The 13,979-nt window shown below is 30.8% G+C and carries 14 protein-coding genes; all 14 read right to left on the bottom strand.

Going from position 1 to position 13,979, the window contains the following annotated elements:
• Positions 1-6: 6 nt before the first annotated feature.
• The 14 genes from HMPREF0077_RS00605 to HMPREF0077_RS00540 all read right to left on the bottom strand — a co-directional run bounded on the left by HMPREF0077_RS00605 (position 7) and on the right by HMPREF0077_RS00540 (position 13,973).
• Positions 7-1,383 carry a V-type ATP synthase subunit I gene (locus HMPREF0077_RS00605; RefSeq protein WP_004835898.1) on the bottom strand — a complete coding sequence of 459 codons (1,377 nt, stop codon included), beginning with the start codon at positions 1,381-1,383 and terminating at the stop codon, positions 7-9.
• The gene (locus tag HMPREF0077_RS00600; RefSeq protein WP_004835897.1) at positions 1,384-2,268 is read right to left on the bottom strand and encodes a V-type ATP synthase subunit I domain-containing protein; all 885 of its coding nucleotides are present in this window, start codon (positions 2,266-2,268) and stop codon (positions 1,384-1,386) included.
• A 2-nt stretch (positions 2,269-2,270) separates the two neighbouring features.
• Positions 2,271-3,251 carry a V0D/AC39 family V-type ATPase subunit gene (locus tag HMPREF0077_RS00595; RefSeq protein ID WP_004835896.1) on the bottom strand — a complete coding sequence of 327 codons (981 nt, stop codon included), beginning with the start codon at positions 3,249-3,251 and terminating at the stop codon, positions 2,271-2,273.
• A 163-nt stretch (positions 3,252-3,414) separates the two neighbouring features.
• Positions 3,415-4,761, bottom strand: coding sequence for a tRNA (N6-isopentenyl adenosine(37)-C2)-methylthiotransferase MiaB (miaB, locus tag HMPREF0077_RS00590; protein ID WP_004835895.1), 1,347 nt, complete (start codon positions 4,759-4,761; stop codon positions 3,415-3,417).
• 65 nt (positions 4,762-4,826) lie between these two features.
• Positions 4,827-6,890: a bifunctional 4-hydroxy-3-methylbut-2-enyl diphosphate reductase/30S ribosomal protein S1 gene (locus tag HMPREF0077_RS00585; protein WP_004835894.1), complete on the bottom strand. Its 2,064-nt coding sequence runs from the start codon at positions 6,888-6,890 to the stop codon at positions 4,827-4,829.
• Positions 6,881-7,483, bottom strand: coding sequence for a lysophospholipid acyltransferase family protein (locus HMPREF0077_RS00580; RefSeq protein WP_040349188.1), 603 nt, complete (start codon positions 7,481-7,483; stop codon positions 6,881-6,883). The genes HMPREF0077_RS00585 and HMPREF0077_RS00580 overlap by 10 nt, the downstream gene beginning before the upstream one ends.
• Positions 7,473-8,123, bottom strand: coding sequence for a (d)CMP kinase (gene cmk / locus HMPREF0077_RS00575; protein ID WP_004835892.1), 651 nt, complete (start codon positions 8,121-8,123; stop codon positions 7,473-7,475). Before cmk ends, HMPREF0077_RS00580 begins: the two co-directional genes overlap by 11 nt.
• The gene (locus HMPREF0077_RS00570) at positions 8,120-9,337 is read right to left on the bottom strand and encodes a BaiN/RdsA family NAD(P)/FAD-dependent oxidoreductase (RefSeq protein ID WP_004835891.1); all 1,218 of its coding nucleotides are present in this window, start codon (positions 9,335-9,337) and stop codon (positions 8,120-8,122) included. The genes cmk and HMPREF0077_RS00570 overlap by 4 nt, the downstream gene beginning before the upstream one ends.
• 34 nt (positions 9,338-9,371) lie before the next feature.
• Positions 9,372-10,073 (bottom strand): pseudouridine synthase, encoded by a 702-nt coding sequence (locus tag HMPREF0077_RS00565; protein ID WP_040349187.1) that lies wholly within the window; start codon positions 10,071-10,073, stop codon positions 9,372-9,374.
• Complete coding sequence (scpB, locus tag HMPREF0077_RS00560; protein ID WP_004835889.1) at positions 10,063-10,599, bottom strand: SMC-Scp complex subunit ScpB; 537 nt, start codon at positions 10,597-10,599, stop codon at positions 10,063-10,065. The genes HMPREF0077_RS00565 and scpB overlap by 11 nt, the downstream gene beginning before the upstream one ends.
• Position 10,600: 1 nt before the next feature.
• A complete protein-coding gene (locus HMPREF0077_RS00555) occupies positions 10,601-11,302 on the bottom strand; it encodes a segregation and condensation protein A (RefSeq protein ID WP_004835888.1) in 702 nt (233 codons plus the stop codon).
• The gene (locus tag HMPREF0077_RS00550; protein ID WP_004835887.1) at positions 11,295-11,840 is read right to left on the bottom strand and encodes an NUDIX hydrolase; all 546 of its coding nucleotides are present in this window, start codon (positions 11,838-11,840) and stop codon (positions 11,295-11,297) included. Before HMPREF0077_RS00550 ends, HMPREF0077_RS00555 begins: the two co-directional genes overlap by 8 nt.
• Positions 11,833-13,521, bottom strand: a complete 1,689-nt coding sequence (gene recN, locus HMPREF0077_RS00545; RefSeq protein WP_004835886.1) for a DNA repair protein RecN — start codon at positions 13,519-13,521, stop codon at positions 11,833-11,835. The genes HMPREF0077_RS00550 and recN overlap by 8 nt, the downstream gene beginning before the upstream one ends.
• The gene (locus tag HMPREF0077_RS00540) at positions 13,521-13,973 is read right to left on the bottom strand and encodes an arginine repressor (protein ID WP_004835885.1); all 453 of its coding nucleotides are present in this window, start codon (positions 13,971-13,973) and stop codon (positions 13,521-13,523) included. Before HMPREF0077_RS00540 ends, recN begins: the two co-directional genes overlap by 1 nt.
• Positions 13,974-13,979 lie beyond the last annotated feature (6 nt).

The following is a 13,979-nucleotide window of genomic DNA, read 5'->3' as shown; positions in this document are numbered from 1 at the left end:
AACTCCTTAAAATTCTTTAATTGGTCTAAACTTGCGACCATTTCCTTCATAATATTTACTAAACATTTCGTAAAATTCTAGTCTTAGTCCTTGGATGAATACTATCATTCCTTCAAGTCCTATGATTAAAACATTACCTAAAATCAAAATTATAATCCCAATGATGCCTCCGCCAGCAAGCTTTGCCATTACTTCAAAAGCCATATACAAACCAACGTGGTTTATAGCAAAGGCTCCAACTCTTGTAAATGAAACAAGATTAGAAAATACTGATAACAAAGCCTCAACTATAGAAAAGGAGCTTTCAACATAGTAATCTCCTTTGGAACTATCATATAATGGATAATCACCTTCGATTCTTCTTGCTAGAGGCTGTTTAAATATAATCATTACAATAGAGCCTACTAACAATATTATAGCAAATATTATTGGTAGAGGATTTACTTTAACTATATTTAAAATGATAAGGATAAAGGAAATCATCATAATAAGACCAGCAAGTCCTTCTTTACCAAATATTCCCTCTTCGATATTATCCTGTTTTTTTACCTTATTGTAGATTCCTATAATATAGGAAACGACCATCAATAACACACCAAAAGCTACTGATGCTATTAATACAGTCATTATATTATCAAATGGCTTAATCAATAAAGTTGGTATCAATTTTTCTATGCCGAAAAATGAACCATACATTAGTCCAAAAAACGAAGCACTAATACCAATCCTTCTTATAAGGCCGCCAAAGGTCTTATTTATTCTATCAACGTAAAAGCTTAACAAAATAAATACAAGGCCTTGACCAAGGTCTCCAAACATCATTCCATATAGCAATAAATAAGTAATCGCAAAAAATGGTGTTGGATCTATTTCATCATAATTAGGTGAGCCGTACATATTAACCAAAAATTCAAATGGACGAAATAAAATATTATTTCTTAATTTTGTCGGCGGTTGCTGGGAACAGCTCCTATCGTTTATTTTTACCTTAGTTTTTTCATATTTATCTTCCAGTCTCTTGAAATCATTAACCTTTGATTCAGGAACCCAGCCACTAAGGTAGAAGTACTTTTCGCCCTTTGCCATCTTTTCCTTAATACTAGAGCTCTTTTCGTTATAGTCTATTGTATAAGGAATGGCTTCGATGAGATCTTCATTATTATTCTTTAAAGCTTCTATCTCATCTTCTAATTCTTTTATTTCTTTGTTAGTTTCTTCTAATTTTTTATCGATGCTTGATAAGTCATCATCGTCTGGGGTTTGTTTATCTATAAATCCCATAGTATTGACAGCTCTTTTTATATCTTCTGAAACTTGTTTAGGATAAACTAACAAATAATTCTCTTTGCTGTCAATGTTTTTGTTTTTCTTTTTATCTGTCAATTATTTATCCCTTCCTTCTATTATTGATGAAGTAATTTCATCAACTATTTCCTTGCTTTGATTTTCATAAATGTCATCAAGCTTGCCTTTTATTTCTTTGGAATTTGACTTGATTTCTTCTTTAATAACTTCTGCTTCACGCATAATGTTTGAATATATCTCATCTGATTTTTCTTTTGTCATAGCCTGATATTTTTTATCAAGTTCACTAATAACATTGAAAGTATTTTCTTTTTCCTCAGAAATCACTCTGTCAGTATCAGATCTCAACTTACTTGTTTCCTTATCTAGGTTAATAAGTTCATTCAAATAAGTCAAAGAAACATTATCCAAATTATTGTCCAAATGTAGTATCAATGAAGGTAGGTTATCATAGTTATTTTTAAGAATATATCGACCATCCTTGCTAACTTCTCCAAATCTGTGATCGAAATAATTTAGGTTTTTAATCTTTCTTATATCGATACCAAACTTATCTAGAGTTTCAAGGTTTCTCTTGTATTCTTCTAGGTTTTGTTTTTCTTCTAATAATTCATTTTTCTTATCAATCAAGGACTTCAAGCTGTTATATATTCTATCAATATCTTCATCTGAAATATGTTTACTTTTTTGTCTATCAGTAGAACTTATGCTAAACAAGTCTTTTATCAAATTCAACTTTTCAATAATAGCTTTGTTTGGCTTTTCAAAACTAGATATAGTAGATATATCCTCTGTCAACTCGACATTTTCTTTACTAGCCCTGATTGAGAAGGCTCTTGATGCTACTTGATTAAAGGCATCAACTGGTTCAATATCACCTAAGTCGATTACATCTTCTAGAAAATCATCTAAATTTTCCAATTTGGATGTTATATTGACAAGGTGCATCTTTTCTACTGCCATACTTACCTCACAATCACTAGTTCATATCTTTCAGAAAGAGTAAAGCTCTCATCAACCTCTAGCATACTAATCATATTATCTATATTGGTATCTATGATGCTCATAGCAGAAATCACATATAAAACAGTAGACCTTTCTTTGACTATTTCATCTTTGAAAAGTTTCATCTTTTTCCTGTTAACTCTGATATGAGAATACCAAGCATTATCAAATATATCTTTGTATTTGCTTTCATTAAGGTAGTCTAAGAATTCATCTATAGGCAGATTTGACAATTCCTTTAGCCTTTTAGCATTATAGCCCTTGCCTCCTTCTATTAAATAATTAAATATTTCGCTATCATTTAATTCGAAGAATTTCTTTAGCCTATAAAGCATTTCAAAGTTTGATAAATTAATCAATTCACCTATAAAGTCTTCAATCAGCACTCTTTCCTTTGCTTTAAACTTTTTTGCTAATTTCAGAAGGTCTCTAAAATAAAATTTCATTAAAGCGTTACTGGATAAAAATATCAAGGATTCCCTATCCATATTCTTATTTATAAATGGCAGAAGAGTTCTGTAATATTTACTATCTTTTAGTCCATCTATAAATTCCTCTAAAGACATGTCAATTTCAATATTCAAATCTTTAGAAAATGGATTTTCTCGCAAGTTTAATATATTTTTCTCCAAGGTATTGTTCATAATGCACTGAATTACTTCTTGGATAAGATATATTTCGTAAATGGCGAAATATTCTTTAAAGAACTCACTTTCAATACCTTCCAGAAAAAAATCTAAACTTTTTAGTTCTTGATAGAAATTTTTAAATAGCTTAAATTCAACATCCTTTTTGCTATTAGTATCTTCTAAAAAGCTATAATGCGTTTTTAGTAGTCCTATCTTTCTATCCAAATCGCTCTCATGAATCAATTCATTATAGAGATCATCACCGGGTAACTTACCCAATTTTGCTTTCGCTTTTACTGCTACATCTCTCATAACAACCTCTTTCTATTGATACTAATTCATTCTATCACTTGTTTTTGTATAATAAAAGGGTGAAAAATAACCTCTATGAATTAATGATATATAGGATTTTGGAAAGATTATTAATAAAAGTCTTTCCAAAATACAATATTTTCATATTAATTGATAATATTTATCAAATGAGATCTCCAGATATTGTAAATGATGTATTATCCGTTATTTTCACCTTCACAAATTGTCCAATTAATTTTTTATCTGCCTTAACATGGACCAGCTTAAAAGTATCAGTCCTTCCAGTAAGAATTTGTGGATTATTTTTACTTTCAGATTCCAGTAGAACCTCAACTGTTCTTCCAATATATTCCTCATTCTTTTTATTAAAGATAGGATATATTGTATCTAGAAGCCTATCAAATCTATCTTGAACTATAGCATCGTCTATTGTTTTAAGTTTAGCCGCTCTTGTTTTTGGTCTTGGTGAAAATTTAAAGGTATAGGCTGAATCATACTTAACTTTTTCGCATACCTTTAATGTTTCTTGAAAATCTTCTTCAGTTTCTGTTGGATAACCAACTATAATATCTGTGGAAATTGCGATTGAAGGAATTTCTTCTCTCAATTTCAAAGCTCTTTCCAGGTACTTTTCTTGGTCGTATTTTCTATTCATATCCTTTAAGACTTTACTTGAACCGGATTGTAAAGGAAGGTGGAAGTAATTACAAATGTTATCATTATTCTTAATAACATCGATTAACTCATCAGATAAATCTTTAGGGTGGCTCGTGGTAAATCTTAATCTCTTTAGTCCTTCTATATGACTGATTTTTTCAAGTAGTGCTGGAAAAGTCATATCGAAATCCGCCCTATTTCCATAAGAATTAACATTTTGTCCTAAGAGAGTTATCTCTTTATAGCCACGGGATACTAAATTCTCAACTTCATCTAGGATGGATGATGGCCTTCTTGATTCTTCCCTACCTCTTGATTCTGGAACTATACAATAAGAGCAGAAGTTATCGCAACCTGTCATTATGTTTACATAAGCTTGGAAATCATTTGGTGTATTATAGTAGACAAAATCATCTTTGACATTATCAGTCGATATGTCGATTACCCTTTCATTTGTTTCTAAGTATCTAAATATCAAATCAGCTAAGGAATTAATATTTTTGGTACCAAAAATTATATCTACTTCCTTATGTTTATCTATAATAACTTGTCTAGCTGTTGACGTTTGCATCATGCAACCAGAAACTGCTATTATCTTGTCTGGATTTTCTTTTTTAAGTTTTTTTAGGGAAGAAACTTGTCCATATAGTTTAAGTTCAGCGTTTTCTCTTACAAGGCAAGTGTTAAATAAAATAAAGTCTGCTTTATTACGATCTTGTATTTTTTTATAGCCTAAACTCTCCAAAATATAGGAAATTCTTTCTGAGTCATGTTCGTTCATCTGACAACCAAAGGTTGTAATATTGTATGTTTTTCCATCAAAATAGTCTTTGTATTTATCTTTTAAATTCATGTTACTCCTATCAGCAAAAAAGGAGATGAATTAATCATCCCCTCTTATTATCATAAGAAATATATTTATTCTTCTTCGCTTCCTATTAGACCTTCATTTCCTTGTTCAGATAGAGCTAACTCTAAGAGATTACCAAGGTTATTATTTAAGTCATCATCGCCGAAACTTACAGAACTTTCTCTTTCAGGTTTTCTTCTTGGTCTGTCATTGTTGTTTCTAGCAGGTCTCTTTGCTTTTCTTTCAGGTCTTTCTGGAGCTTCTTTAAGAGCCTTAATGCTTAAACCAACTTTTTCTTCTTCTTTGTCAATGCTTATAATCTTAACTTCGATTTCATCACCAACATTTAATTCATCAGATGGTTTTTCAACATGTTCCCAAGAAATTTCTGATACGTGTACTAAACCTTCTACACCATCAGCAACTTCTACGAAAGCACCAAAGTCTAATAGATTAACAACTTTACCAGTTACAACATCTCCAACTTCGTGATGATTTGCAAATGCTTCGAATGGTTTTTCTAGAAGTTGTTTACGTCCTAGAGAGATTCTATTCTTTTCTTGGTTGAGTTTTAGAATTTTTACTTCAATCTCATCTCCAACGCTTAATACGTCAGATGGGTGTTCTACTCTGCTCCAAGCTATATCAGATACGTGGAGAAGACCATCAAGACCATTTACTTCTACGAAAGCACCAAAATCAGTAAGTCTTGCTACCTTGCCTTTAACAACTTGACCTTCTTCAAGCTCATCCCAAAGATTGTCTAATTCTTCTTCAACTACGTCTTTTCTAGAAAGAACTAATCTATTTTTTCTTTCATCGATGCTGATGATTTTTAAATCCCATTGTTCACCGACAAATTTCTTAAAGTTTTTGACAAAGTATGTTGCGATTTGGCTAGCTGGAACAAAACCGTTAACTCCATTTACATTAACTGTTAGACCACCCTTGTTGAAGCTAACAACTTCTCCATGTACTAGTTCGTCATTTTCAGCTTTTTGAGCTAGTTCTTGCCAAACTTTCATTCCTTCTACTCTTCTTGTAGATAAAGCAACATTGCCTTCACCGTCATCTAATTTGATAACGAATACGTCTATTTCGTCTCCAACATTAAAACTGTTTTTTGGATCTTTTGCTTCTTCCTCTGTCATTTCGTCTAGTTTGATAATTCCATCAGCACGGAATTGAATGTCAACGAATACTTCATCATCCTTAACATCAATAACTGTACCTTTTACGATTTCCTTAGGGTAAATCTTCTTTAAACTATCCTCTAGACTGTTCATAAATTCTTCTTTTGTGAATTCATCCATACTACTTACTACCTCCTCGATAATCTTATCAGGTGTAGAGGCACCTGCGATTATACCAACTTTTTTAAATTTAGAGAGCTTTTGCAAAGGTAGATCTTTAACAGTTTCAATCCTAAAAACATTTTTACAATACAAACTAGCTACTTGATATAGTTTATTTGTATTAGAACTATTAAAACCACCAACTACAATCATACAATCAACTTCCTCTGCTAAGGATTTAGCAGCTTTCTGCCTATTTTCAGTCGCCTTGCATATTGTGTTTTCTATTACTACACTATCATTGTTTTCTTTTAACTTGTTAGCAATATCATAAAAATAATCAAGCCTATTGGTTGTTTGACTTACCACATAAAGCTTATTATCAACTTTTATATTTTTTGCTTCAGTCTCATCTGAAACTATTATACCATTATTTAGAAAAGATTCCATAGCAATTATTTCAGGATGTTTTTTATCTCCAACTATTACAACCTGATAACCTTCTGCTTCTTTAGCCATGATTTTTTTGTATATATTCATTAATACTGGACAAGTCGCATCTAGGATTTTATTACCATTTTCAGCTAGTAACTTTTTGAAATCTGCACTTTCTCCATGTGCTCTAATTAATACAGTAGAGTCATTAATGTTTGAAGCTTCATCTTTATCTAGAACTTTTAGGCCACTTGCTTCAAATTCACTTACTAGTTGTGGATTATGTATCAAAGGTCCTATGGAAAACTTATCTCCTTTAATTTTTAATGCCTCATTAGCAAGGTCTACCGACCTTCTTACTCCTCCACAAAATCCGGAAAATTCTGCTATTATTATTTCCATTTACTCTCTCTTTCTATTATTGTGTGATTTTCATATATATTATCAAAAACTTCGTCAGTCATTTTTTTCATAGCTTCTTTATTTTTTAGTGAAAGAAACTTATCTACGCTGACAGCTTTTTTTATTATAATATCTGTTCTCCTAAATAACTTATAGGATGAAATTATTTCGATAGGAAGTATGTCAGCCTTAGCTTTTAAAGCTACGAAGGCTACTCCGTCTTTTACATTTTCTCTTTTTACTTCCTTAACCCTGGTTCCTTCAGGAAATATCCCCAAAACTTTCCCATCATCTACTAAAGATACAGCATATCTTAAAGCTTTAAGATCTAGACCGTTCCTATCAACAGGAAAGGCGTATAAGGATTTTAATATAAATGCAAATACTGGATTTTCAAATAATTCCTTCTTTGCCATGAAGTTGATTTTCATGGGTAGGCTTATAGCCAAAAATATAGGATCAAGCAAGGACTTATGGTTAGCACAAATAATGATTTTTTTATTATTTTCTAAATTCTCAAGTCCAGAAATCTTGATTCTAAAAAGTGGCATAAGTAATATTTTTATAATGATTAAAATGATTTTATAAAACATCTTCTTCATCCATTATACTGATTATAGCATCAAGAGTTTGACCTATGCTCATATTTGAATTATCTATAAGAATAGCATCCTTAGCCTTCTTTAATGGAGCAATTTCTCTTGTTGAGTCATATTCATCCCTTGCTATTATTGATTTTTCTATCTCATCAATACTTAGTTCTGATTCTTGCTGCTCATACCTTCTCCTAGCCCTAACCCTAGGAGATGCTGTCAAGAAGATTTTGTATTTAGCATTTGGAAAGACAACCGTAGCTATATCTCTACCATCTAAGATAAAGGATTTAGACTTAGCTAATTGTCTTTGGATAGTAAGAAGCTTTTCTCTTACATCTTTATTAGCTGAAACCCATGATACATTTTTTGTAACCAAGTCAGACCTTATTTCCCTGCTAACATCTTCTTTATTCAAATAAACTTTTCCATCAATTAGGTCCAAATGAATATCCTTTAGCTTTTCTATGATAGCATCCTTATCATCTTCTTTAATATTTTCATCCAAAAAATATTTTGTAACTGCCCTGTACATTGATCCAGTATTTAGATAATCAATCTTTAGTTTTTTTGATAGCTCTTCTGCTATAGTAGATTTGCCAGACCCACTAGGGCCATCTATTGCAATTATATATGTCATATTTTCTCCTTTATCGCAAGACTTGCCGCATAAGCGGTGCTAAAAGCAATTTGTAAGTTATATCCTCCAGTTAGGGCATCGATATCTAAAACTTCACCTACAAAATATAAATTTTTTACTAACTTTGATTCCATGCTTTGTGGATTAATTTCTTTAACGTCTATTCCACCACTTGTAATAACAGCATTATTGAAATTTTCCCTTGTATCTAAGTTAAGCTTAAATTCTTTTATCATAGTTATTATATCATGCCTCATAGCTTTGTTAAGTTCATAGGATTTTATATCTTTATTTATCTTAGATTTCTCAAGTATTATCTCTAGCAAACTTTCATTAATTAAACTCTTTAAGCTGTTTGTAAGATTTTTCTTTGGACTTTCGTTTATTAGGTCAACAATTACTTTATCTAAGCTCTCTTTACTATAATCTGCCAAGAAATCAATCCACACTTTTGTAAGCTTATCCCTGCATATCCTTGCCTTAAAGCTCATAGCAGCAGGGCCTGTAATTAAGCTATTGCTAATTAGGATGTCACCATATTCAAAATAAGACTTATTTTCTCCTTTAGCATGGATAGCTACATTAGAAATATTTAAAGCCTTAATAGGAAGTTTGTCTTTTATATATAGAGGACTTAGGGAAGCTTTGGGCTCAATTAGCTTATGACCAAAATTCTTGGCAAATTTATATCCATCACCTGTTGAACCAGTCTTAGGATAGGTCAAACCGCCAGTAGCAATAATTAAATCATCAAAAATATAGCTGTCCTTATCCGACTTTATTATAAACTTACCATTGTCCAATCTATCTACTTTAATTATTTGTGATTTGCCGATAAATATGATATTTTTTTTCTTAATTAGCCTATCAAACATATCTATAATTTCTCTTGAATCATCTGATTTAGGAAAAACTTTCCCCTTTTCTTCTATCTTAATATCAATATGTTGGCTTTTTAGAAAATCAATCATCGAATAATTATCAAATTTAGAAAAAGATGAGTACATAAAATTTTTGTTTCTTAAAATCTTATCCAAAAACTGGTCATAATAGGCAGTATTAGTTATATTACATCTACCATTTCCTGTTATTCGTAATTTTTCACCAATTTTGTCGTTTTTATCAAAGAGATAAACTTCATTATTTTCATTTTTTACATTAATCGCTGCAAAAATCCCCGAAGGACCTCCACCTATAATTCCAATTTTTCTCATAATTAAATTTTACCATAAAAAAAGAGATAGACACCTATCCCATCACTTGCTTGACAAATTCTAGTTCATCTGCTGTGAATTGCCTTGTTTCATAGGGCTTCATATTTGATAATTGGATAGGGCCTATGCTTATTCTTTTAAGATTAATAACTTTTGAAGAAAAATATTCAAACATTCTTCTAATTTGTCTGTTATAGCCTTGATGTATAGTAACCTTATACTTGTTAGTCTTCTTATCTATTAGGACGATCTTTGAGTCAGAGGTAACTTCTCCATTTCCTATATCTATTCCCTTTTCAAATAAGCTAATTTCCTTATTATTTAATAACTTACTAACCTTAACTATATAGGTCTTATCAAGTTTTTTGCTAGGATGGATTATCTCGTTAGTAAAATCACCATCATTGGTTATTATTAATAAACCCTCACTGTCCTTATCAAGTCTTCCTGCGGCGAAAAATCTCTTATCTAAGTCTAGCAAGTTATTCAAATCTTTATCATTATAGGGATCAAAATTACTAGTGATAAAGCCAACTGGCTTATAGAGTTTTAGATAGAATTTATCCTCTATTTCAAGTATTTGACCATCAACTTCAACAAGATCATTTTCTTTAACATCTATACCAGGCTCTTTTATTATTTTATAATTCACTTTCACAAGACCATTTTTAATTAATTCATCAGCCTTTCTCCTAGAAGTGTAACCCGATCTTGCTATAAACTTATTAATCCTCATCATTATCCTCATCTTCGTCGAAATCTATGTCAGGGAGATCATCAAGAGATGAAATATTAAAATACTTCAAAAATTGAGTTGTAGTTATATATATAATAGGCTTACCAATCTTATCAAGCCTACCATTTTCTTCTATCAGTCCTTTAGCAAGGAGCGAATCTATAGTAGATTGGGAATTGACTCCCCTTATCTTATCAATCTCAGCCCTTGTAATAGGTTGTTTATAGGCTATTATTGATAAAGTTTCCAAGGTCGAAGTTGATAACTTTTTTTCTGATTTTGTAATTACTTTTTCAAAGTATTTACTATGTTCTTCTCTTGAAGTAAATTGATAAGCTCCATCAAATTCCTTAATGATTAAGCCTGATATTTTGTCAGATCTCTCCTCAATCATCTCATTCAAAGCGATTTTGATATCTTTTTTATCAAAATCAAATATTATCTGGGATAAATCATTGACATCTATAGGCTCTGCCCAAATATATAAGATTTCTTCTATAAGGCCCTTTAAATAATCCTTGTCCATATTACCTCTTCAATACCATAAACGAATTCTTCTCCAATGCTTTAAGCTTAATTTCCTTTAGCTTAACTAATTCTAAAAGGGCAAGAAATGTTGCAATACATTCAGATTTATTGCGGATTCTTTTTGTCAAATCACGTAAATCTAGTTTTTTAGTAAAATTCAAAGTCTTTCTAATTTTCTCTACATAATCGTTGACATCTTCTTGTTTAAGACTCTTTATACTTGGAGTTTGAGACTTTTTATTAAAATTTTTTATAAGCTTTTCGAATTCTTGTGTTAAAAGATTAATATCTTTTGTAATAGAAAGCTCTTCATATTTATCAAATTGACTTAAATCCTCCTGATATTTGCTATAAACCTTTCTAGCTGACTCTTCCATTTCTTTAAATTCATTTTCAACAGCCTTGATTTTCTTATAGTAGATAAGATATGAAATTAATTCTTCTTCAAGATTATTGTTTTCTTCTTTAGGCAAAAGTTTATTTGATTTTATCATCAATAGAATGGATGCTATATATATAAATTCAGAAAGATTGTTAATACTTTCATCCATTTTATTTATCTCTTCGAGAAAAGAATTTGTTATATCCTCTAAATTAATATCGTATATGTCAATTTTATTTTTCTCTATAAGTTTTAATAGCAAATCAAAAGGGCCTGAAAAGGCCTCTAGTTCGATATTTAGTAAAGAATCATTATTCATTATTCATCTTTTTAGCATAAAGAACTGCTATAATACTTTTAGCGTCAGTTAGCTCTCCATTTTCTATCATAGTATATAAGTCATCAACATCGTAAGTAAATGCCTTAACATTCTCATCCTCATCTTGATCAAGGCGAGATTCTCTCAAATCCTTGGCGACAAAAAATGACAACTTATCATTAGTAAAACCAGGGGATGAGTGCATATCGAAAAGATAAGATATATCTTCTGGGAAATATCCAACTTCTTCTTGCAATTCTCTCTTTGCTGTTTCTATTGGCAATTCATTTGATTCTACAAGGCCTGCTGGAATCTCAAGGGTTACTTTGTCGATAGCCTTCCTATATTGTTTAACCATCCATAGCTTACCATCAGCATCAAAAGCTATTATTCCTACGCCCTTTTGATGGTCTACTATCTCTCTTTTAGAATATTTTTTGTTTTCAAGTTCGACTGTATCAACTCTAAGTTTTAAAATCTTACCGTCATATATAGTCTCAGACTTAATTGATTTCTCATAAAATTTTTCATCAGGCATTTCTTAAATCCTCCGCCATTTTTAGCATTTCTTCTGCAGATTTTTCTGTCGTGCTAGTAATATCTACTCCACCTATCATTCTTGCAATTTCTTCTACCCTATTTTTGCCAAATAGATCTAAGCTTTTGCTTATAGTGTACTTGTCTACGTCTTCTTTACTAATCAATATGTGTTTATTTGCCAAAGAAGCAATTTGCGGCAAGTGACTTATAGCTATGATTTGTCTTTTCTTAGATAGGCTAAGAATTTTTTCACCTACCAATTGGGCAGTTCTTCCACTTATTCCTGTGTCTATTTCGTCAAAAATCAAAGTATCTATATTATCTGCATCAGAAAATACTTCTTTGAAAGCAAGCATAATCCTAGAAATTTCTCCTCCAGAAGCTGTCTTAGATAATGATTTAAGTTCATCACCCTTGTTTGTGCTAATTAGAAAATCTATAAGATCCATTCCCTTATGGCCTATACAAGCTCTCTGACCAAAGTCTATCTTGAATTTACCATTTTTTATATTAAGATCTTTTATCTTGCTGTTAATCTCAGCTTCAAGAATTTTACTCTTATTTTTCCTTATATCAGTAAGGGACTTTGCTGCTTCGAGCATTTTATTATTTATATTAGTGATTTTCTTATCAACATTAAGTCTTAAATTATCTATTTCATTTAATTCCAGAATTCTTTTGTTGATCTTGTCGTAATATTCTTTTATTTCCTCTATACTAGACCCATATTTCCTTTTTAGAGTAAAAAGAGTTTGATTAATCATATCCAACTCATACATTCTCTCAGGATCTTGCTCCAAGCCCATCTCATAGGAATCTATATCTTGGTAGCAATCATTAATTAAATCAGAAATGTTCACGAGATTATTGTAGATATTTTCAATCTTATCGTCGACTGAAATATAAGATGAAAGCTCTGATACACATTCATTAATTAAGCTTGTAGCTGATATTTGACCAAACTCTTCTGAGTCAAGCAATTCTTTGATTTTATTGGATGAATTAATAATTGCAGAGATATTGTTTAGCTTTTGATATTCTTTATCCAAACTTTCTTCATCAATTTTAAATATATCAATTTCTTCTATCTCGTTTATTTGATAATTAATTAAATCTCTTTCCCTAGTAACTTCTTCTTCTGATAAATTTAACTTATTAAAATCTTCAAGTAAGGCCTCTTTTTGTCTATAAAGATTTTCTAAGTCATTTCTTAAAATTCTTGTAGCATCATCATTAGTGTAATTATCAATCAAATCAATATAATTAGCACTATTCATAAATGAATTGCTATCGCCTTGTTTATATATATCTACTAGGACCTCTGCTATATATTTCAAGCTTGAAAGATTAGTAATCCTTCCATTGATTCTGATATTGGAAGTCTTTTTTGATATGGTTCTTGTTATAATTAATTTATCGTCATCAAAAGCTATGTCCATATCTTCAAGTAAGGATTTAGATTTTGGATCTAGAGAAAATACAGCCTCAATGATTGTCTTATCGTTAAATCTTCCTATGCTGTCCTTATCAGCTCTTTGACCTAAGGCAAGATTAATAGCCTGTAAGATTAAAGACTTACCTGACCCAGTTTCACCTGTAAGAACATTAAATCCCTTTGAAAAATATATATGATCTCTTTTGATAATAACAAAGTTATCAATAAAAAGCTCAGAAAGCATTATTTTATAAGATTCCTTATATCTTCTACTAAAATATCTATCTTGTCAACATCAGTTGGAGTTATAAAGATTGTGTCTATTCCTGTTACTATTCCACCAACATTATCTAATTTTTCATTTGTAATATAGGCACCACTAACAGTTGCACAATAAGATATGGTCTTTATAACGATTAGTTGAGCAGACTTTTCTATGGAAAGGACAGATTCCTTAAAAATCTTTTCCATCCTCTCTGTTAGAGTATCATAGACTGTATCTACTACTGTATATTTGTATTCATAATCATCAGTCTGAACCTTTGAAATTCTAAGTTCTTTGATATCCCTTGAAATTGTTGCTTGAGTCGCATCAACACCATGATCTTTTAACATCTCAGATAATTGACTTTGAGTCTTGACGTCATTATTTTGTATTATGTCTAGAATTAATCGTTGTCTTGTATACTTTTTCATAGTCGC

The sequence above is a fragment of the Anaerococcus tetradius ATCC 35098 genome (assembly GCF_000159095.1).
In the GTDB taxonomy this organism is placed as follows: Bacteria; Bacillota; Clostridia; order Tissierellales; family Peptoniphilaceae; genus Anaerococcus; species Anaerococcus tetradius.
The sequence above is the reverse complement of the archived record's forward strand: the minus strand, read 5'-3'. Positions and strand labels throughout refer to the sequence as shown.